The sequence below is a fragment of the Kitasatospora sp. NPDC048540 genome (assembly GCF_040651175.1).
GTDB lineage: Bacteria > Actinomycetota > Actinomycetes > Streptomycetales > Streptomycetaceae > Kitasatospora.
The window spans coordinates 23,287-41,742 of the sequence record NZ_JBEZIR010000004.1; the positions used below are offsets into that span (position 1 = coordinate 23,287).

Here is an 18,456-nt window from a genome sequence, read left to right on the forward strand (position 1 = left end):
GGCCGGGCGGCCCGGGGCCCGCCGGCCGCCGTCGGCGTCCGGTCCGGCCAGGGCGTTCGCGGTTCGCCGCCGCCGCGCCGAGCAGCGCCTCCGGGCCCTGGCCGGGGTCACCGGCACGGCCTACCTGGCGCCGGGCCTCCGCTCGCGCACGAGGGTCTCCTGCACCGCGGAGGCCACCAGCAGCCCGTCGCGGTCGTAGAACTCGCCGAGCGCCAGACCCCGCCCGTCCGAGACCGAGGGGCTGCGCTGGGCGAACAGCAGCCACTCGTCGGCCCGGAACGGGCGGTGGAACCACATCGCGTGGTCGAGCGAGGCGAGCGTGATCAGCGGCGGCCCGGTGCGCTGGAACCGGTGCGGCTGCAGGTGCAGCGCGGTGGTGGAGGCCAGGGTGAGGTCGGACAGGTAGGTCAGGGCGCAGACCTGGAGCAGCGGGTCCTCGGCCGGCAGCGGGGTGCCGGTCCGCAGCCAGACGAACTGCTGCGGCACGCCCGGGAGTTCCGGGGGCAGCCCCGGGGTGTCGGCGGGGATGAACCGCATGTCGAGGGCGCGGAAGTCGGTGGCCCGGGCGAAGTCCTCCGGGTCGGCGCGCTCCCAGGCGACGAACGGGTCCGGCAGCTCGTCCGGTCCGGGCACCGGCGGCATGGTGCGCTGGCGTTCGCCGGACGCCTCCGGGACCTTGAACGAGGCGGAGAGGGTGAAGATCGCCTCGCCGCGCTGAACGGCCGTCACCCGGCGGGTGGCGTACGACATGCCGTCGCGCACCTGGTCCACCTGGTAGATGATCGGCCGTTGCGGATCGCCCGGGCGCAGGAAGTACCCGTGCAGGGAGTGCACCCGGCGGCGCGGCTCGATGGTCCGCCCGGCCGCCGTCAACGCCTGCGCCGCGACCTGGCCGCCGAACGCCCGCATCGGCGCCCCGGCATGGCACCGGCCGCGGAACAGGTTCTCGTCCAGCTCCTCGATCCGCAGCAGATCGGCGAACGACCGGCCCGCGTCCTGGTCCGCCGTCTCCTTGCTCATGGCATCCGTCACGGGATCATCCTGGCAGACCGGCCGCGCCGGTACGCCGGCCCGGGCGGCGCCGACGGCGGGGCAGAACCTGCAACGTGTTCCAGCAGGCCGCTCCGGTGGCGCCGCCCGGGTGGGCCTACGGTGGACCAGGCCGCCGTCCCTACCCGCCCGGAGCCGCCGTGCTGCACCTACGCCTGATCGTCCCCGCTGACCTCCGCGACGCCGTGCTGGCCCGCCTGGACTCGGTGGTGGGGGTGACCCACGTGGTCCTGCTGCCGGGCAGCGCCGTGCGGCCCGCCGGCGACCTGGTGCTGTGCGACGTGGCCCGGGAGGCCGCCGACGAGGTGCTCGGGGACCTGCGCGCGCTGGGGCTTCGCGAACGCGGCGCGATCGACGTCAGCGAGGTCGGGTTGACCATCTCCGCCGCCGCCGACGAGGCCGAGCGCGCAGCGCCCGGCGAGGGCGCCGACGCGCTGGTCTGGGAGGCGGTCTCCGACATCACGCGTGAGGAGTCCACCCTCACCGTCGTCTACCTCGCCTTCCTGACCGTCGCGACGATGCTCGCGGCCTGCGGCGCGGTGCTGGACAGCGCGATCCTGGTGGTCGGCGCGATGGCGGTCGGCCCGGAGTTCGGACCGATCGCCGGACTCTGCGTGGCGCTGGTCCAGTGGAGGGCCCGGCCGGCGCTCCGCTCACTGACGGCGCTGGTGGCCGGGTTCGCGGTGGCGATGGTGCTGACCGTCGGCTTCACCCTGCTGATGGACGCCCTGGGCCTGTTCACCCGGGCCGGGTTCGACTCGGCCCGGCCCAACACCTCGTTCATCTGGCAGCCGGACGCGATGTCCTTCGTGGTCGCCTTCCTGGCAGGCATCGTCGGCCTGCTCTCGCTGACCTCCGCCAAGGCCGGCGCCCTGGTCGGGGTGGCGATCTCGGTGACCACCGTCCCCGCTGCCGCCAACGCCGCCGTGGCGCTCGCGTACGGCGACTACGCACAGGCCTGGGGCTCGGCCGTCCAGCTCGCGCTCAACCTGGCCGGCATCATGCTGGCCGGCGTGCTCACCCTGCTGGTCCAGCAGGGGGCCTGGCGGCTGGTGCTGGGCGACCGCGCCCGCCGCGGCTGACGCCCGTACGGCGCGCGGCCCGCACCGGCACTCCGGTACGGGCCGCGCGGCCGGGGTCAGACCGTGACGCCGTCGTCCTCCACGCTGGCCGGCTTCTCGGGGGCGGCGACCGTGAAGTCCTCCGGCACCCGCAGGGCGGCCGGCTCCTCGGGCATCGCCGCGACCGGACGCCACCACAGCTTCACGGCCGGCGGGTCGGCCGGCTCGAACGGTTTGCCGGGACGCGGCGCGACCAGCGTCACCCCGAGCGCCCTGGCCGCCGCGACGGCCCGCTCGGCGGGCTCCTCCCACGGGTGCGGCGCCAGGTTGAAGGTGCCCCAGTGGATCGGCAGCAGCACGGCCCCGCCGAGGTCCCGGTGCGCCTGAACGCCCTCCTCGGGGGTCATGTGGACCTCGGGCCAGTAGTCGCTGTACGCCCCGACCTGCATCATCGTGGCGTCGAACGGGCCGAGCCGGGAACCGATCTCGGTGAAGCCCGGGAAGTAGCCGGAGTCACCGCTGTGGAAGACCCGGTGCCGGGGACCGGCCACCACCCAGGACGACCACAGGTAGTGGGCGCTGGTCCGCGGGCCGCGGCTGCAGTAGTGCCGGGCCGGGGTGGCGGTCAGCGTCAGCCCGGCCACCTCGGCCGACTGCCACCAGTCCAGTTCGACGATCCGCCGGGTCGGCACCCCCCAGTGCTCCAGGTGCGCGCCGACCCCGAGCGGGACGGCGAACACCGTCCCGGTCCTGGCCAGGACCTTGACGGTCGGCATGTCCAGGTGGTCGTAGTGGTCGTGCGAGATCACCACCACGTCCACCGGGCCCAGTTCGCGCAGCGGGATCGGCACCGGGTGCAGCCGCTTCGGGCCGATCCAGGAGAACGGCGAGCACCGCTCGTCCCAGACCGGGTCGAACAGCACCCGCCGGCCGTCCAGCTCCGCGAGCACCGAGGCGTGGCCCAGCCAGGTCAGCCGCAGGCCCGAGGCCGGCCGGGTGGCCAGCTCGGTGGGCAGCAGCCGGTGCACCGGGACGGCGGCGGCCGGCGCCCGGCGGGTCTTGTCGCCGGCCAGCTGGGCCCGGGTCGCCTCCAGCGGCGACCGCTCGTACACCAGCCGCCGGGTGGGGACGGGGTTGCGGAAGGCGCCCTCGGCGAAGTTGGGGGAGTTCTGCACCCGCCAGAGCCGGTAGCCGCTCGGATCGGCGCCGAAGGCCTCGGTGCGCATCCGGTGCCAGGTGGTCCTGGGCAGGGCCTTCAGCCGCTTGGTGTCGGCGAGTTCGGCGCCGAGCTGCAGCGTCAGGTCGACGGCGCGGCCGGCGGCCCGGCCTGCGGCACGGGAGATCCAGGGGGCGGGGCGGGGCACGGCACCTCCACGGGAGCGACATCCGTTCGGCGGCACCGCCGGCCGTGCTGGGCGGCGGTCGGCATGCCGAGGCGCGTACGGAGACCGGAGGAGCCCGGCGCCGCACGACGGCCGTCGAATGGGACATTACCGGGCGAATGCCCTGCTCACGCGGTGGAAACGGCGCAGGCGCACCGTTCGGCCTAGGCCGCGCCCGGCGGGCCCGGCCACCCCGGCCGGGCCCGCCGGGCGGTCAGGCCGCGTAGAAGCGCGTGATGGTGTCCGCGACGCAGTGCGGCTTTGCGGAGTCCGCGCTGGTGATGGTGAACCGGACCACCACCTGCACCCCGCCGGCCACCTCCTCGGCCGACACCAGCAGCGCGGTCGCCCGCACCGCCGTACCGACCGGCACCGGCGCCGGGAAGCGGACCTTCTCCGAGCCGTAGTTGAGCGCCATCCGCACCCCGTCGACCTGGTAGCACTCCTTGGCCAGCACGGGGATCAGCGACAGCGTCAGGTAGCCGTGGGCGATGGTGCCGCCGAACGGGCTCTCCTTGGCGCGCGCCGGGTCCACGTGGATCCACTGGTGGTCGCCGGTCGCCTCGGCGAACAGGTCCACCCGCTGCTGGTCCAGGGTGTGCCACTCGCTGGTGCCGAGCTCGGTGCCGACCGCGGCGGCCAGGTCGGCGAGGGAGGCGAAGGTGGTCAAGGTGCGCTCCATGGGGGTAGGGGCTCCGGGCTACGGCGGCGCGGCCCGCCCGGGCCGCCGCCGTGACTGTCGGAGAGTATGCCTACTCGCCGGTCACCTGTCAGGAGGGTGCCGCTGCACGGCGGCCGTGGTCCCGGACGGCGCGCGCGGCCGGGCGCAGCCGGTGGCCGGAGACCAGTTCGGGGGCGAGCGCGACGTACACCGGGGCGCCGCCGTCGGCCCACGGGGCCAGGCCGCCCGCGCGCAGGGCGCCGTGCCGGACCGGGTCGCGGACCACCTCGGCCCGGCCGCGCACCAGCACGCTCCAGCCGGTCCGGGCCGCCGGGTCCAGGGCGTCCGCCTGGAACGCGGCCACCGTGCCGTCCAGGGCCCGGGAGGCGGGGCTGCCCTCGCACAGGGCCAGCATCAGCCGTCCGTCCGCGGCGACCTCGAACACCACCGGCAGCGCGGCCGGCAGGGCGTGCGCGGTGTACACCACCCGCCCCACGGGCACGGTGCCCAGCAGGCGGCGGCACTCGGCCTCGGCCAGCTCCTCCACGCGCTCGTCACGGTCCATGACCCGATCGTGCAGCGCCCGGCGGAGCGGCGACAGGGCCCATGGTCCCGTCCTCGCGCCCCCGGAGGTCCCGGATGCGCTGGTTGCGGACCCGGCGGCGGCGCCGCGACGGTAGCTTGAGCGGCGGACGGCACCGGCGCGGCGGCCAGGGCCGGGGCCAGCCCGGGCGCGGCCCGGAGGCCACGGAGCGGCGCAGGCCGAGGGCACGGGCACGGATGGGGGCGGTACGGATGACCGGCGGCGGCATCGAACTGGTGGTGATCGGCGCGGACGGCGGGCCCGAGCGCGGGTACGCCGGCTCGGCCCGGGCGGCCGAAGGCGCGGCGGAACTCGCCCGCACCCTGCCCGACCGCGCCTTCGACGCCGGCACCCGCGGCTGCCGGGTCAGCCACCTGCCGGCCGGCGCCGACGCCAACGCCATGCTCACGGCCCTGCGCCAGGCCTCCCAACGCCCCGCCCGCTGGCTGGTGGTCTGCCTGCTCGGCCAGCTGGTCGCCGACCCGCGCGGCCGCCGGATCGCCCTGGTCACCGCCGGGTCCACCCCGGACAACGCCTACCGGCGCGGGCTCGCCTGGGACTGGGTGACCAGCGCCATGGTCCACGGCGACCAGGAGGAGACCCTGCTGCTGGTCGACGCGGTCGCCGACAAGGACACCTGGGCGGCGCTGGCCCGCGAGGACGGCGCCGGCGAGCTGCTCACCCACTCCCGGGTCCCGCTGTGGGGCCGGGTCGGCCGCTACACGGCCGGGCGGCGCGGCCGGGACGCCGTACTGCCGGGCGGCGAGGGGTCGTTCAGCTGGGCGCTCGGGCGGGTACTGGACCACGGGGTCCCCGGGGCCGCCGCCGCGGTCGGTCCGGAGGAGCTGCAGGCCGCTCTGGAGGCGCAGTTGGCGTGGGGCGACCTGGCGGCGGGCGGGGCGTCGGCCCGGCTGCTGCTGCCGGGCGACGGCGGACGGCTGCTGATGCGCAATCGGGCCGCGGTGCGGGGCGCCTTGGCCGGATTGTCGCTTTCTGAAGAACTGTTGGCAGTTCTGTGGCGGGAAAGTGCCCCAACGGATCCGCCTTCCGCGTAAGGTCAGAGCGCCCGGGGTGTTGCCGTGCCAGGGTGGGTTGGCGAAGAATCGATGGCCCCGAAGCAACACAGCGGGACGGCGGACAAGTTCTGCGGCCATGGTCACGGATGTGGCGGCTGCGGCGAGGTGGGGCGATGCGGCAGCGCGGAAATGTGTTGCGCCCTGGGGTGGTCGGGGTTGGTGGGGTGGCTCTGCTGCTGGTGCTGAGTGCTTGCGGCAGCAGCGGTTCGGCCGGTTCCGCGGAACGCCTGGGTACTCCTGTGGCGACTGTTCCCCATGGGAATGGGGTCACTCCTTCGAGTGGTTCGGGTGCGGAGCCGACGGTACCGACGGACGGCCCGGAAGGGGCCATCGGCGACACCGTCCTGAGCGCCTATCAGAACTGGTGGGACGCCAAGCTCGACGCATTCGGCCGCTCCGATTCGGACGGGGCCCAGCTGGGCGTCTACTCCGGCGGACAGGCCCTCAGTGACTCCCTGGCCAGCCTGCACCAACTGCACGAGGCGAATCTGGTCATGATCGGCACCGCCCGCACTTCGCCGGTGGTGCAGAAACTCGATCTGCAATCGGACCCGCAGACCGCGGTGGTCGAGGACTGCCTGGACGTGTCCGAATGGCACCAGGCCGATCCGGTCACCCACGCCGTGAAGGATCCCGCACAGCGTCTCTCGCGATATCTGTCCACCACGAAACTCCGGAAGAGCAGCGCCGGCTGGCTGATTGTCGAAGTCTCTCGCGAAGTGGGGCGGACATGCTGAAATCGGTCGCACGTTGGTTGATCGCCTGCGTGCTGGTGTTACTGGCGAGTCCCGTGGCGGCCGCGGATCCGCCCCCGTCCGGCGATGTGACGCCGTGCAAGAACTGGTACATCTGCGTCGGCGTCACCGAGCCCGGTTCCACGCCCGGCCCGGGACAGCCCACCGGGGGCGGCTCGGGCGGTGGCGGTGGCGGTGTGCCGACCTGCAGCTGGAACGGGCAGACCTGGCCGTGCTGGGACGACGACCTCGGCTGGTTCAGCACCTCGGACGGCTGCTACTACCAGCGTTCCTCGCCCCAGCCGCCGGCCACCGACCCGGCCTGGGCCGGGCACACCGCGGCGGACGGTGCGCTGTACGAGGTGAACTGCCGCGGAGTCGACGGACAGCTGTCGCCGAAGCCGCCGGCCTTCTTCGCGCAGCCCCCGGGCGGACCGCCGCCGGACCGGCCGGCCGTGCTGGGCCGCCAGGCGCTCGACGAGATCAGGTTCGACGCGCCCGAGCTGCACGCCGCGCCCGCCGACAACGCCGTGGTGGGGATGCCGGTCTGGCTCTGGTACACCGCGACGCCCCACACCTCCGGCACCCAGAGCGCCACCGCCCGCGGGGTCGCCCTGAGCGTGACCGCGACGGCCAAGCTCACCAGGGTCATCTGGACCACCGGCGACAAGGGGACCGACGGCAAGGCGCAGGCCACCACCTGCACGGACGCCGGCACCCCCTACCGGGCGGGGATGGACCCGAAGGCCTCGCCCTGCTCGCACGTCTACACGACCGGGTCGGCCAAGCTCCGCAACGACGCCTACTACCTGAAGGCCACCCTGGTCTGGCGGGTGGACGTGATCCGGTCCGACACCGGCGCGAAGGTCTTCAACTCCTTCGACTACCAGCGGACCACCGACGTGCCGCTCGCGCTGCGGGTCGGCGAGGTCCAGGTCCTCAACTGACCGGTGCGACCGGACAGTCCAGCAGTCCCCGCAGCCCAGCCCAGCCCCGTACGAAAGGCCCAGCCCGGTGGAGAACCGCACCGTCCCGTCACCGAGCCCCGGCACCGCCGCGCTCGCCCCGGACCTCGCGCGCCCGGTGCCCCGCACGCCGTCGCGCAACCTGGGCGCCCGGCGGCGGCGGCCGGCCGTGCTGGCGATGGCGGTGGCGCTGATCGCCGCGGGCGGGCTGGGCGGTGCGGTGCTCTACAACAGCAGCGGGCAGCGGATCGCGGTGCTGGCGGTGGCCCGGGACGTTCCGGCGGGGCAGACCATCACGGCCGAGGACCTGGTGGTGGCGCACATAGCGAGCGACCCGGCGCTCAAGGCGCTGGACGCCAGGGACGGCGCCCGGGTGGTGGGTCTGCGGGCCACCACCGATCTGCACCGCGGGGCGTTGGTGCTGTCGGCCGACCTGACCGGCGAACCGCTCCTGCAGCCCGACCAGCAGACCGTCGGGCTGGCGGCCAAGCGCACCCAGCTGCCGGCCGCCAAGCTGCAGCCGGGACTCCAGGTGGTGATCGTCTCGACCGCCAAGTCGGACCAGCCGGTCCGTACCCCGGAGACCATGACGGCCGTGGTGACCACGGTGGGCAAGGTGGACACCGACGGCGGCCAGGTGATCGACGTGGCCGTCGGGCCGGCCGACGGCCCGCGGCTGGCCGCCTGGGTGTCGAGCGGCAACTTCCAGGTGATCCTCGCCCCGCGCGGCGCGGCCGCCGGTGCCCGCGGCGCGGCGCCGTCGGAGTCCCCCGGCTCCGGCGGTTCACCCGGTGCCTCGCCCAGCCGGACGGGTGGCGCCTGATGGCCGTGATCGCCGTCGTCGGCGGTACCGGCGCGCCGGGTGCCACCACCACGGCCCTCGCCCTGCTGCTGGCCTGGCCGCTGCGGCCGGGCCGCCGGGTGCTGCTGGCGGAGTGCGACCCGGACGGCGGGGCCGTGCTGGCGGGTGCCCTCGAGGGCCGGGTCGAGGCGGTGTACGGGCTGCGCAACCTGGCCGTCGCCGACCGCCGCGGGCTGCTCGCGCAGTCCATCTGGGACCAGCTGATCGACCTCTCCCCGGACGGCGGCGGCGACCGGCTGCTGCTGCCCGGCCTGACCGATCCCGCCCAGGCCCCCGGGCTGGCGTACACCTGGGAGCCGCTGGTCGAGGCGCTGCACGGCCTCGAACCGCAGGGCTACGACGTCATCCTCGACCTCGGGCGTTCCGGTGCGGCCGGCTCCAGTGCCGTCCTGGCGCGCCGGGCCGACGTGGTCGCCGTCACCGCACGGACCACGCTGCGCGGCCTCAGCGCCGCGCGGCCCCGGCTGGCGGCGCTGCGCGAGGACCTGGAGGCGGCCGGTTCCGGCGCCGACGCGCTCGGCCTGCTGCTGATCGCCGAGGGGCCGTACCCGGTGGCCGACATCGCACGGGAGCTGGGGATCCCGGCGCTCGGCCTGCTCCCGCACGCCCCGCGCACCGCCCGGGTGCTGTCGGACGGCGGGGACACCGCGGACCGCCGGTTCATCCGCTCGGAGCTGATGCGGACCGCGCGCAGCGCCGTCGACCAGATCCTGACCCTGACGGCCCGCCGGCGCGAACGGCTCGGCACCGTGCACGGGCCAGCCCAGGCCCAGCCGCAGCTCCAGCCGCAGGCCACCGGGTGGCCGCAGCAGCCCCAGCCGTACCAGCAGCCCTATCAGCCCCAGCCCTACCAGCCCCAGCCCTACCAGCACCAGCAGCAGCCCCCCGCGCAGCCGCAGGACCCGCAGCCGCCGGACCCCCGGTACGCGCCGCCGGCCGAGCCGCACCCGCTGGCCTACCCGCAGCCGCAGCACACCCAGCACACCCAGCACACCCAGCCGTACAGCCCCCAGCCGCAGCACACCCAGCCGCAGAACCCGCACATCGCGCCGCCGGCGGTGCCGCAGCCGCCCGCGCCGGCGCCGTTCCCCGCGCCGCAGGCGCCGCAGAGCGGCCCGTACGGGGAGGTGCTCCGTGCGCGCTAGTCCGCTCAACCCGGGGGCCGCCGCGGCCGACCCGGCGGGCCTGCCGTGGGACAAGCCGCAGCTCCCGCAGGCCGCTCAGCCCCCGCAGGCCGTCCACACCGCCACCGGGCTGGTGCGCCCGGCGCACGCCGTGGCCGCGCTTCAGCCCGCCGGGGTGCCGGCCGCCGGGGCGCCGACGGCCGGCGCCCGGCCGGCCGTCGACCCGCAGGTGGCGCGGGAGTTGAAGCGCCAGGTCGCGGCCGAGCTGCACCAGCAGCTCTCCCGGCTGAACGACGGCTCGGACACGGAGGTCGACCGCGCCACCCGCCGCCAGCGCGGCCGCGCGCTGATCGAGGAGGCGGTGGCCCGCTGGTCGGACGCGTACGCGCAGACCCACGGCATCCCGCCCACCCGGGAGCAGGACCGGGCGCTCGCCGAGGCCGTGTTCGACCTGCTGTTCCGGGCCGGCCGGCTGCAGCCGTACCTGGACGACCCCGACATCGAGAACATCCTGATCAACGGCTGCGACGACGTCTGGATCTCCAAGGTCCACCAGCCGCTGCGGCAGGTCCCGCCGGTCGCCGACACCGACGAGGAACTGGTCGAACTGCTCCAGGACCTGGCCCGCCAGCACGGCGGCGGCGAGCGCAGCCTCTCCACCGCCAGCCCGACCCTGGCGCTGCGGCTGGAGGGCGGCATGCGCCTGCAGGCGCTCACCGAGGTCACCCCCCGGCCGTACGTGGCGATCCGCCGGCACCGGGTCGCCTCCGCGAGCCTGGCCGACCTGGTGGCGCTCGGCACCGTGGACCAGACCCTGGCGGCGTTCCTGGCCTCCGCGATCCGGGCCCGGAAGAACGTGGTGATCACCGGCACCCAGGGCGTCGGCAAGACCAGCCTGCTGCGCGCGATGGCCGCCGAGATCCCGCCGGACGAACGGGTCGGCACCCTGGAGTCGGAGTTCGAGCTGTGGCTGCACACCCTCGGCCACCTGCGCCAGGTGGTCCCGATGGAGGCCCGGGAGGGCAACGGCGAGCGGGTCGACGGCCGCGCGGCCGGCGAGCTGACGATCGGTGAACTGATCCCGGCCGCGCTGCGGATGACGCTCTCGCGGATCATCGTCGGCGAGGTCCGCTCCGCCGAGGTGGTCCCGATGCTGCGGGTGATGACCAACGGCGAGGGCGGCTCGATGTGCACCCTGCACGCCCGCGGCCCGCAGATGGTCGTCGACCGGATCGCCGAACTCTGCCTGGAGTACGGCGCGCACATGACCGACACCCTCGCCTACCGGCTGACCGCCAACGCCGTCGACTTCATCGTGCACGTCGCGATGGTCGACGAGACCGCGGTCGGCGGCCGCCGGCACCGGTTCGTCTCGCACGTGCTGGAGGTCACCGGCCTCGGCGAGTCCGGCCGCCCCGCGATGAACACCGTCTTCGGCCCGCGCCCCGACCTCGGCGAGCCCCGGGCCGTGCCGCACACCCCGCCGAACTGCCTGGACGACCTGCGCCGGGTCGGCTTCGACGCGGGCCTGCTGCAGTCCGCGTACGGCAGCTGGCCGGCCCCGCTGGCGCTGCGGATCGGAGGGCTGCGCTGATGCTGCTGTACGTCCTGTGCGGACTGCTGGTCGCCGTCGGCCTGGTCGCCCTGGTGGCCGGGCTGCGCGGCAGCGCGCCGAGCGAGCCCGCCGAGCCCAACCCGCTGGCCGGCCGGGTCCACGTGTTCTGGTACGGCGCCCCCGGTGCGGCCGCGCCCCGGGTGGCCAGGCTGCGCCGGATCCAGGTCGCGGCGGCGCTCGCCGCGGCGCCGCTAGCCTGGCTGTACACCGGGATCCCGCTGGTGGCGGTCCTGGTGGTGGCCGCGGTCTTCGGACTGCCCTGGCTGTTCGGCGCGACCCGCTCCGACACCCGCCGGATCGAGCGGCTGGAGGCGCTGGCCGAGTGGACCCAGCGGCTCGCCGACGTCCTGCTGCTCGGCGTCGGCCTCAACCAGGCCATCGTGACCAGCCGGCGGACCGCCCCGGCCGCCCTGGAGAGCGAGATCTCCGACCTGTCCGCCCGGCTGCAGGCCCGCTGGCGTCCCGAGGACGCGCTGCGCGCCTTCGGCGACCAACTGGCCGACGCCACCGCCGACAAGGTGCTCGCCGCACTGCTGCTTCGGGCCGGGGACAGCGGTCCCGGCCTCGCCCGCGCACTGGCCGACATGGCCGCCTCGGTCCGCGAGGAGGTCCGCCAGCGCCGGGCGATCGAGGCCGACCGGGCCAAGCACCGCACCACCATCCGCTGGCTGGTCGGCATCATCCTGCTGGTCGTGGTGGCCGGCAGCCTCAACGCCGAGTACACCCGGCCGTACGGCACCGCGCTCGGCCAGGCCGTGCTCGCGGTGGTCGCCCTCGCCTTCGTCGCCGTGATCGCCTGGATGCGTTCGCTGGCCGCGCACACCCCGCTGCCCCGGATCCTGGAGCCCGACCGCCGCAGCAAGGCCGGCCGCCCGGCCGACGGCCCGCAGACCGCCGCCGAACCGGAACCGGCCGGCGACCACCCGCTCAAGGAGGTCCGGTGATCTCGCCCTGGGCCATCGTGGCCGGCGCCGCCGCCGCGGGCGGCGTCGCCCTGCTCGCGGCGGAGCTGCGCCCCGCCCCGCCCGACCTCGGCCAGGCCCTCGACCGGCTGCACCGCCGGCCCGACCCGCGCCCGCAGAACGCGCCCGCCCGCGCCGTCTGGTACGACCGGATCGGGGAGAGCTCGCTCGGCCGCAGCGGGGTCCGGATCCCGCACCAGCAGCTGTCGCTGATCGGCCGCACCCCGGCCCGGTTCATGGCGCACAAGCTGCTGTTCGCCCTGCTCGGGCTGGTCCTGCCGGGCTACCTCTCGGCGATGGCCGCCCTGGCCGACCTCGAACTGCCGGTCACCGTACCGCTGGTGGCCGGTCCGCTGCTGGCCGCGCTGCTCTGGTTCGTCCCCGACGGCGTGGTCAGCGGCGAGGCCAAGGAGGCCAGGACCGAGTACCTGCACGGCATCGCGGCCTTCCTGGAACTGGTCGCCCTGGAACGCGCCGCCGACAGCGGCCCGGCGGAGGCGCTGCGGCGGGCCGCCGCGGTCGGCCGGGGCGCGGTCTTCCGGCGGATCCGGGACGCCCTGGAGCGCGCCGCCACCGACCGGCTGCCGCCCTGGGACGGCCTGGACGCGCTCTCCACCGAACTCGGCCTGACCGCACTGCAGGACGTCGCCGACATCATGCGGATCTCCGGCACCGACGGCGCCGCCGTGTACGACACCCTGCGGGCCCGGGCCGAGGGCCTGCGCAGCGAACTGCTGGCCGCCGAACTGGCCCAGGCCAACACCGACAGCGAGCGGATGGTGGCGCCCGGCACGGCGCTCACCCTGCTCATGACGGTGCTGATCGTCTTCCCCGCGCTGTACCAGATGCTCCAAGCGAGTTGACGCCCGTCCCCCGCCCCCGCCCCGTCCTGGAGACCACACCATGACCCGGATCAGACTCCTCCTCGCCTTCCTGCTGCTGCAGGTCCTGCTCCCCGTCCGGCTCGGCGCGCCCGTGCTGCACCACCGTCTCGGCCGGCTGCGCGCCGCCCGGGCGGCCGGCGACCGCGGCGCGATCAGCATCGAACTCGCGCTCGCCGTCATCGTGATGGTCGCCATCGCGGGCGGCGTGCTGCTGGCCGTCAAGACCCTGGCGACCAAGGCCAAGAACACCATCCCGACGGACATCCCGAGCGCCGCACAGTGATCCTCGGCCCGCGCGTGCTCCGTCCGTCCGACCGGGGCGCGGTCACCATCTCCCTGGCCATCCTCTTCCCCACCGTGCTGTTCATCGTGCTGATGGTGGTGCAGGCCTCGCTCTGGTGGTACGCCAGCCAGGCCGCCGTCGCCGCCGCGCGCGAAGGGGTGGAGGCGGGCCGGGTCCGTGGGGCCACGCTGGCGGACGGGGACGCGCGGGTCGGCGAGTTCCTCGGTCGTTTCGACAACCTGGCCCGGCCGGTGCGGGTCTCCCACGACGGCTCCGACGCCGACTCGGTGGAGTACGTGGTGGAGGTCCGCACCCAGTCGGTGCTGCCGTTCGTCGACGGCCGCACCATCGTCCGCACCGCCCGTGCGCCCCGGGAACGCTTCACTGCGCCGGGAGGCACTCCGTGATCGCACCGCCCCGGACGGGTAGCGACCGACGGTACGGCCGGTGGCGGGGGCACCTCCGCCGCCGGGGTGGTGACCGGGGCAGCGTGGCCGTCGAGGTCGCGCTGCTCGCCCCGGTCCTGGTGGCCTTCGTGGTGTTCGTGGTCGCGGCCGGCCGGGTGCAGACCACGGGTGGGGTGGTGGACGCGGCCGCGCGGGCCGCCGCCCGGGCGGCCTCGCTCTCCCGCGACGACGAGGGGGCGAGGACGGCCGCCGCCGAGGCGGCGGCCGCGGTGCTGGACCAGCAGCAGGTGAGGTGCACCGTGGACCGCGACCACCTGCTCGGGTACGGCACGCTCCACACCGGCACCGGGGACGTCAGGACCGTGACGGCGAAGGTCAGTTGCGCCGTCCCGCTGGGGGACCTGATGAATTTCCACGGCGCGCCGGGGAAGACGACCATCACCGGAGAGTTCACCTCGGTGATCGACCGGTACCGCGGCAACTGAGCGGGGTAGGGGGGATACGGATGAGTTTGCGGACCACTCGGACGATCCGTCCGGGGGCCGAGGGCACCGCCGTACGGCGCACCGTCCGCCGGGCGGTCGGCCGGCTCCGGCGGCGGGGGGACGACCGGGGGGCGGTCTCCGTCTTCGTGGCGATCACGGCCGCGGCCCTGGTCATCCTGCTCGGCATCGTGCTCGACCTCGGCGGCCGGCTGCGCGCCATGGAGCAGACCGACGCGCTCGCCCAGGAAGCCGCCCGGGCGGCGGGCCAGCAACTCGACCAGCGGGCCCTGCTGGAGGGGCGCGGCTACCGGGTGCTCCAGGCGGAGGCCGAGGCCGCCGCCGACTCCTACCTGCAGACGTACCGGCCGAAGGACCTGCCGGACCTGCACCTGACGGCGCACGTGGAGTTCCCCGACGCCAGGACCGTCACGGTGCGCATCGAGTCGCAGTACGACACCAAGCTGCTCAGTCTGATCAACATCGACACGCTCGCGGTGCACGGGACCGGCAAGGCCGTCCTGGTGCACGGCGTCACGGAAGCGGAGAACGGCTGATGGCCGCGCGACGAGCCAACCACCACGCCCGGCGGCCCGGTTCCGCCCCGGCCGGCCCCGGTGGCCGGCAGCCGGTCCGGATCCGGCCGGCCCGCCGCCGCACCGCGGGCTCGGTGCTCGGCGCGTTCGGCGCGCTGATCGCCCTGCTCGGCCTGCTGGGCGTCCTGCCCGCCGTCCTGCTGTACGGCACCCTCGCGGTGGCCGGCATGGGGGATCCGGTCCAGGGCGGTGTCGGTACCGCGCTCACCACCCCGGACGACGGCCGGCTGTTCCTGTGGGCGCTGGTCGTGGTCGGCTGGGTGGCCTGGCTCTGCTTCGCCGGGTCGGTGCTGCTGGAGATCCCCGCGCAGCTGCGCGGCCGGGTCGCCCGGCGGATCCCCGCGCTGGGCTGGAGCCAGCGGCTGGCCGCCGGGCTGGTCGGATCGGTGCTGGCGCTGCTCCCGGTGGCGGGTTCGGCGTTCGCCGCCGCGCCGGTCCACGTCCGGGCCGCCCCGGCGCAGCTCGCCGCCGCCCCGCAGTACGCCCAGCTGACCGCCGCCCCGGCCGCGGCACCCGCGGCCGACCCGCAGCCCGGCTACACGGTGCGGGACTCGCGCCCGGCCGACAGCCTCTGGTCGATCGCCGAGCGCCAACTCGGCTCGGGTGACCGCTGGCAGGAGATCGCCAAGCTCAACAACGGCCGGGTGATGGACGGTTCCGGCATCCGGTTCGACGCGGACCGGCCGATCCAGCCCGGCTGGCAGCTGCTGATGCCCGCCGACGCCAGGGCCGACGACGCGGCGGGCGCCGCCCCGGCGGCCGGATCGGCCGCTCCCGCCGCACCGCACGCGGGGGGCTCGGTCACCGTGCACTCCGGTGACACGCTGTCCGCCATCGCCCAGCGGGAGCTCGGCTCGGCGGAGGAGTGGCCGCAGCTGTTCGAGGCCAACAAGGGCGTCCAGGCCCCCGACGGCGCACGGCTGACCGACCCGGACGTCCTGGAACCCGGGATGGTCCTGGCGATCCCGGGCACCCCGGCCGCCCCTGCGCCCGCCCCGGCACCTGCGCCCGCCCCGGCCCCGGAGACCCCCGCCACCCCGCCGGCCGCCGACCCGGCCCCGGCCCCGGCCCCGAGCACCGTGCCGAGCGCCGAGCCGTCCGCCGCTCAGCCCTCTGCCGCGCAGCCCTCCGCGTCGCAGCCGCCGGCCGGGCAGCCGACCGGCGCGCAGACCCCCGCCGACACCGCTCCCGTCCCGGTCGCCGAGGCGCACCGGGCCAAGCCCAGCGACGACTACTCGGTGGCGCTCGCCGCGTCCGGGATCAGCGTGCTGCTGGCCGCCGTGCTGATCGGTTCGGTGGCCCGCCGCCGGGTCGACCAGCAGCGGGCCCGCCGCCCCCGGCACCGGATCGCGATGCCCGCGGCGCCCGCCGCCGCCTTCGAGGCGGAACTGAAGGCACGCCAGAACACCCCCGCCCTCGACCTGCTCGACCGCGCCCTGCGCACGCTGTCCCGCAACACCGTGCGCGGCGACAAGCGGCTGCCCGCCCTGGTCGCGGCCCGGGTCACGCCCGGCCGGACGGTCGAGCTGCACCTCGCCGCGCCCGCCGTGCCGATCGCGCCGTTCCGGGCCGCGCACGCCCCGAACGTCTGGTGGTGCCCGGAGGACTCCTCCGAGCTGCTCTCCGCCCACCAGGCCGCCAAGGCCGCCTCGCCGTACCCGGCGCTGGTGACCCTCGGCAGCTCGCCGGACGGCTCGGTGGTCCTCGCCGACCTGGAGACCGTCCGCCTGGTGCACCTGTCCGGGCACCCGGACGACGCCTCGGACGTGCTGCGGACACTGGCCGTGGAACTGGCGCACAGCCCGCTCGCCGACCGGCTCCACCTGCACCTGGTCGGCTTCGGCCCGGACCTGCCGATCGCCGGGCCCGCCGTGGAGCGGGTGCACCACCACGAGACCATCGAGGCGGCGCTCGCGGTGCTCGGCCCCCGTACGGCCAAGGCGCGGGCCACCCTGGTCGCCGCCGACGCGACCAGTCCGCGGGACGCCCGCAGCCGGGGCCACGCGGACGAGAGCTGGGTGCCCGAGATCGTCCTGTCGGCGCAGCCGCCAGCCGGGAGCGTCCCCGCGGAGCTGGGACGGCTGCTGGACGGCCGCCCGCGGACCTGCCTCGCGGTCATCACCCGGGCGCCCGAGCGCGGCGCCGGGCCGGTGGCCCGCTGGACACTGCCGTGCTCCGGCCAGGCGGCCCTCCCCGGCCTGCACCTGTCGGTGGAGCTGCAGCGGCTGAGCGGCGAGGAGTTCGGCCACCTGGACGAGCTGGTCCGCAGCTCCGGCGACACCACCCAGCACCCGGCGCCGGACTGGACCCTGGACGGTCCGGGACCGGACCTCGAGCCCGCCGAACTCCCGCTGCCGGTACCGGTGCTGGCCGGGGTCGGGGCGAGCGTCGGCGCGCTCGGCGCCGTCGGCGCGTCGACGGCGGGGGAGGCCGGCCCGCGGGTCATCACCCGGGTGGTGGGGACCGGGTCGAGCCCGTTCGCGGGGCTCGCCCCGACCACCCCGAGCGCCTCGGCGGTGGTCCCGGTCGCACCGGTGGCACCCGCGCCCGGCCCGTCGGCGCCCGGCTCTTCCGTCCCCCTCCCGGCTCCCGCGCCGCAGGCACCGGCCCGGCACAGCATCAACGGCCTCGGCCTGCACGCGGCCGGTGCGCCGGCTCCGGGGTCGGGACCGGGGTCGGGTCCGGGCCCGGCGGGTGCCCGGCCGTCCACGCCGGTGGGGGAGCCCACTCCGGTCCACGACGCCGCGCCCGTCCACGACGCTGCCCCGGGGCCGCAGGCCGTCCCTGCCCCGGCGCCCGACCCGGATCGGTCCGTTACCGGGCCCGCCGCCGCGCCCGTCGAACCCGCCGCGTCCCCGGTCGCGCCCTCCACCGCCGTGGAGCGGCCGGGCGGCGGCCGGACCGACAGCGACGACCTGCTGGCGATCCTGCGGTCGCCGGAGGCGCACTCGCTGCGCACCGCGCCCAGGCTGCGCCTGCTCGGCCCGGTCGACGTGCTCGGCGCGGCCGGCACCGCCGAACCGGGCGCGCTCCCGCACCTCACCGAGCTGGCGGCCTTCCTGGCGCTGCGTCCGGGCACCGACCACACCGAACTCGACCGCAGCCTGCATCCCGGCGCCGCCCACCTGGACCCGCATCCGACCGCGGCCGGGCTCGCGGTCAACCCGCTGCCCGGCAAGCTCACCGCGCTGGCGGCCTGGCTCGGCGTCTCACCGGAGGGCCGCGCGTACCTGCCCGCCGAGCAGTCCGAGGGCTACAGCCTGGCGCCCACCGTCAGCTGCGACTGGGACGAGTTCCGCAGCCTGTACCGGCGCGGTATGCGCAGCACCAGCAGCACCGCGGACGCCGCCCTGGCGCACGCGCTGGCGCTGGTGCGGGGGGCGCCGTTCGCGGAGTCCGCCCCCGGCGCGTACGGCTGGGCGGAGGCCGAGCGGCAGGACATGCTCGCGGCGATCGTCGACACCGCGCACGAGCTCGCCGCCCGCCGTCTGCAGTACGGCGACCACCGGACCGCGGAGGCGGCGATCTTCCGGGCCCTGGCCGTCGCCCCCGAGGTCGAACTCCTGCACCGGGACCTCTTCTACGCGTACGCCTCGGCCGGGGCCCGCGACCAGCTCGCCCGCGCGGTCAACCGGCTGGACGCGCTCAGCCGCCGCACCGGCCGTCAACTCGACCCGGACACCGTCGCGTTGCTCCGCGACCTGCTCTCGGGCGGCTGACCGGCGGCCG

18 protein-coding genes are annotated in these 18,456 nt (G+C 76.0%); 14 read left to right on the plus strand and 4 right to left on the minus strand.

What is annotated here, in order from left to right; all coding sequences use genetic code 11:
- Positions 1 to 120 precede the first annotated feature (120 nt).
- On the minus strand, positions 121 to 1,032 hold the full coding sequence (locus AB0D08_RS03510) for an acyl-CoA thioesterase II (protein WP_359886093.1): 912 nt from the start codon (positions 1,030 to 1,032) through the stop codon (positions 121 to 123).
- 158 nt (positions 1,033 to 1,190) lie between these two features.
- On the opposite strand from AB0D08_RS03510, the gene AB0D08_RS03515 reads away from it, so the two are divergent.
- Positions 1,191 to 2,132 (plus strand): DUF389 domain-containing protein, encoded by a 942-nt coding sequence (locus tag AB0D08_RS03515; protein WP_033820114.1) that lies wholly within the window; start codon positions 1,191 to 1,193, stop codon positions 2,130 to 2,132.
- A 56-nt stretch (positions 2,133 to 2,188) separates the two neighbouring features.
- Here AB0D08_RS03515 and AB0D08_RS03520 read toward each other — a convergent pair whose 3' ends face one another.
- From AB0D08_RS03520 to AB0D08_RS03530, 3 genes are all read right to left on the minus strand, one after another.
- Positions 2,189 to 3,337 (minus strand): MBL fold metallo-hydrolase, encoded by a 1,149-nt coding sequence (locus tag AB0D08_RS03520; RefSeq protein ID WP_359886144.1) that lies wholly within the window; start codon positions 3,335 to 3,337, stop codon positions 2,189 to 2,191.
- A 370-nt stretch (positions 3,338 to 3,707) separates the two neighbouring features.
- Positions 3,708 to 4,175, minus strand: coding sequence for a MaoC family dehydratase (locus AB0D08_RS03525; protein WP_033820115.1), 468 nt, complete (start codon positions 4,173 to 4,175; stop codon positions 3,708 to 3,710).
- 88 nt (positions 4,176 to 4,263) lie between these two features.
- Positions 4,264 to 4,719 (minus strand): pyridoxamine 5'-phosphate oxidase family protein, encoded by a 456-nt coding sequence (locus AB0D08_RS03530; protein ID WP_033820116.1) that lies wholly within the window; start codon positions 4,717 to 4,719, stop codon positions 4,264 to 4,266.
- Positions 4,720 to 4,934: 215 nt separating this feature from the next.
- Between AB0D08_RS03530 and AB0D08_RS03535 the strand changes: the two genes are divergently transcribed.
- The 13 genes from AB0D08_RS03535 (at position 4,935) to AB0D08_RS03595 (ending at position 18,446) form a co-directional block, all read left to right on the plus strand.
- The gene (locus tag AB0D08_RS03535; protein ID WP_158515491.1) at positions 4,935 to 5,792 is read left to right on the plus strand and encodes a hypothetical protein; all 858 of its coding nucleotides are present in this window, start codon (positions 4,935 to 4,937) and stop codon (positions 5,790 to 5,792) included.
- Between the two features lie 185 nt (positions 5,793 to 5,977).
- Positions 5,978 to 6,550 carry a hypothetical protein gene (locus AB0D08_RS03540; protein ID WP_359886094.1) on the plus strand — a complete coding sequence of 191 codons (573 nt, stop codon included), beginning with the start codon at positions 5,978 to 5,980 and terminating at the stop codon, positions 6,548 to 6,550.
- A gap of 29 nt (positions 6,551 to 6,579) precedes the next feature.
- Positions 6,580 to 7,494 (plus strand): hypothetical protein, encoded by a 915-nt coding sequence (locus AB0D08_RS03545; RefSeq protein ID WP_359886095.1) that lies wholly within the window; start codon positions 6,580 to 6,582, stop codon positions 7,492 to 7,494.
- 67 nt (positions 7,495 to 7,561) lie between these two features.
- Positions 7,562 to 8,335 carry an SAF domain-containing protein gene (locus AB0D08_RS03550; RefSeq protein WP_051812245.1) on the plus strand — a complete coding sequence of 258 codons (774 nt, stop codon included), beginning with the start codon at positions 7,562 to 7,564 and terminating at the stop codon, positions 8,333 to 8,335.
- The gene (locus AB0D08_RS03555; RefSeq protein ID WP_359886096.1) at positions 8,335 to 9,519 is read left to right on the plus strand and encodes a hypothetical protein; all 1,185 of its coding nucleotides are present in this window, start codon (positions 8,335 to 8,337) and stop codon (positions 9,517 to 9,519) included. The genes AB0D08_RS03550 and AB0D08_RS03555 overlap by 1 nt, the downstream gene beginning before the upstream one ends.
- Entirely contained in the window at positions 9,509 to 11,092 is a 1,584-nt protein-coding gene (locus AB0D08_RS03560; protein WP_359886097.1) for a CpaF/VirB11 family protein, read from the plus strand. Before AB0D08_RS03555 ends, AB0D08_RS03560 begins: the two co-directional genes overlap by 11 nt.
- Positions 11,092 to 12,057, plus strand: a complete 966-nt coding sequence (locus AB0D08_RS03565) for a type II secretion system F family protein (RefSeq protein ID WP_359886098.1) — start codon at positions 11,092 to 11,094, stop codon at positions 12,055 to 12,057. Before AB0D08_RS03560 ends, AB0D08_RS03565 begins: the two co-directional genes overlap by 1 nt.
- Positions 12,054 to 12,938, plus strand: a complete 885-nt coding sequence (locus AB0D08_RS03570; protein WP_359886099.1) for a hypothetical protein — start codon at positions 12,054 to 12,056, stop codon at positions 12,936 to 12,938. The genes AB0D08_RS03565 and AB0D08_RS03570 overlap by 4 nt, the downstream gene beginning before the upstream one ends.
- Positions 12,939 to 12,978: 40 nt before the next feature.
- A complete protein-coding gene (locus AB0D08_RS03575) occupies positions 12,979 to 13,242 on the plus strand; it encodes a hypothetical protein (protein WP_033824946.1) in 264 nt (87 codons plus the stop codon).
- A gap of 14 nt (positions 13,243 to 13,256) precedes the next feature.
- Complete coding sequence (locus AB0D08_RS03580; RefSeq protein WP_158515636.1) at positions 13,257 to 13,649, plus strand: TadE/TadG family type IV pilus assembly protein; 393 nt, start codon at positions 13,257 to 13,259, stop codon at positions 13,647 to 13,649.
- A gap of 83 nt (positions 13,650 to 13,732) precedes the next feature.
- On the plus strand, positions 13,733 to 14,134 hold the full coding sequence (locus AB0D08_RS03585) for a TadE/TadG family type IV pilus assembly protein (RefSeq protein ID WP_033824945.1): 402 nt from the start codon (positions 13,733 to 13,735) through the stop codon (positions 14,132 to 14,134).
- Between the two features lie 20 nt (positions 14,135 to 14,154).
- Positions 14,155 to 14,688, plus strand: coding sequence for a hypothetical protein (locus AB0D08_RS03590; protein WP_149038614.1), 534 nt, complete (start codon positions 14,155 to 14,157; stop codon positions 14,686 to 14,688).
- Positions 14,688 to 18,446 carry a LysM peptidoglycan-binding domain-containing protein gene (locus tag AB0D08_RS03595; RefSeq protein ID WP_359886100.1) on the plus strand — a complete coding sequence of 1,253 codons (3,759 nt, stop codon included), beginning with the start codon at positions 14,688 to 14,690 and terminating at the stop codon, positions 18,444 to 18,446. Before AB0D08_RS03590 ends, AB0D08_RS03595 begins: the two co-directional genes overlap by 1 nt.
- Positions 18,447 to 18,456 lie beyond the last annotated feature (10 nt).

Coding starts and splice junctions, on each gene's coding strand:
- AB0D08_RS03520 (WP_359886144.1), bottom strand. CDS start 3,337: ATGCGCACCGAGGCCTTCGGCGCCGATCCGAGCGGCTACCGGCTCTGG.
- AB0D08_RS03525 (WP_033820115.1), bottom strand. CDS start 4,175: ATGGAGCGCACCTTGACCACCTTCGCCTCCCTCGCCGACCTGGCCGCC.
- AB0D08_RS03530 (WP_033820116.1), bottom strand. CDS start 4,719: ATGGACCGTGACGAGCGCGTGGAGGAGCTGGCCGAGGCCGAGTGCCGC.
- AB0D08_RS03535 (WP_158515491.1), top strand. CDS start 4,935: ATGGGGGCGGTACGGATGACCGGCGGCGGCATCGAACTGGTGGTGATC.
- AB0D08_RS03555 (WP_359886096.1), top strand. CDS start 8,335: ATGGCCGTGATCGCCGTCGTCGGCGGTACCGGCGCGCCGGGTGCCACC.
- AB0D08_RS03565 (WP_359886098.1), top strand. CDS start 11,092: ATGCTGCTGTACGTCCTGTGCGGACTGCTGGTCGCCGTCGGCCTGGTC.
- AB0D08_RS03575 (WP_033824946.1), top strand. CDS start 12,979: ATGACCCGGATCAGACTCCTCCTCGCCTTCCTGCTGCTGCAGGTCCTG.
- AB0D08_RS03590 (WP_149038614.1), top strand. CDS start 14,155: ATGAGTTTGCGGACCACTCGGACGATCCGTCCGGGGGCCGAGGGCACC.
- AB0D08_RS03595 (WP_359886100.1), top strand. CDS start 14,688: ATGGCCGCGCGACGAGCCAACCACCACGCCCGGCGGCCCGGTTCCGCC.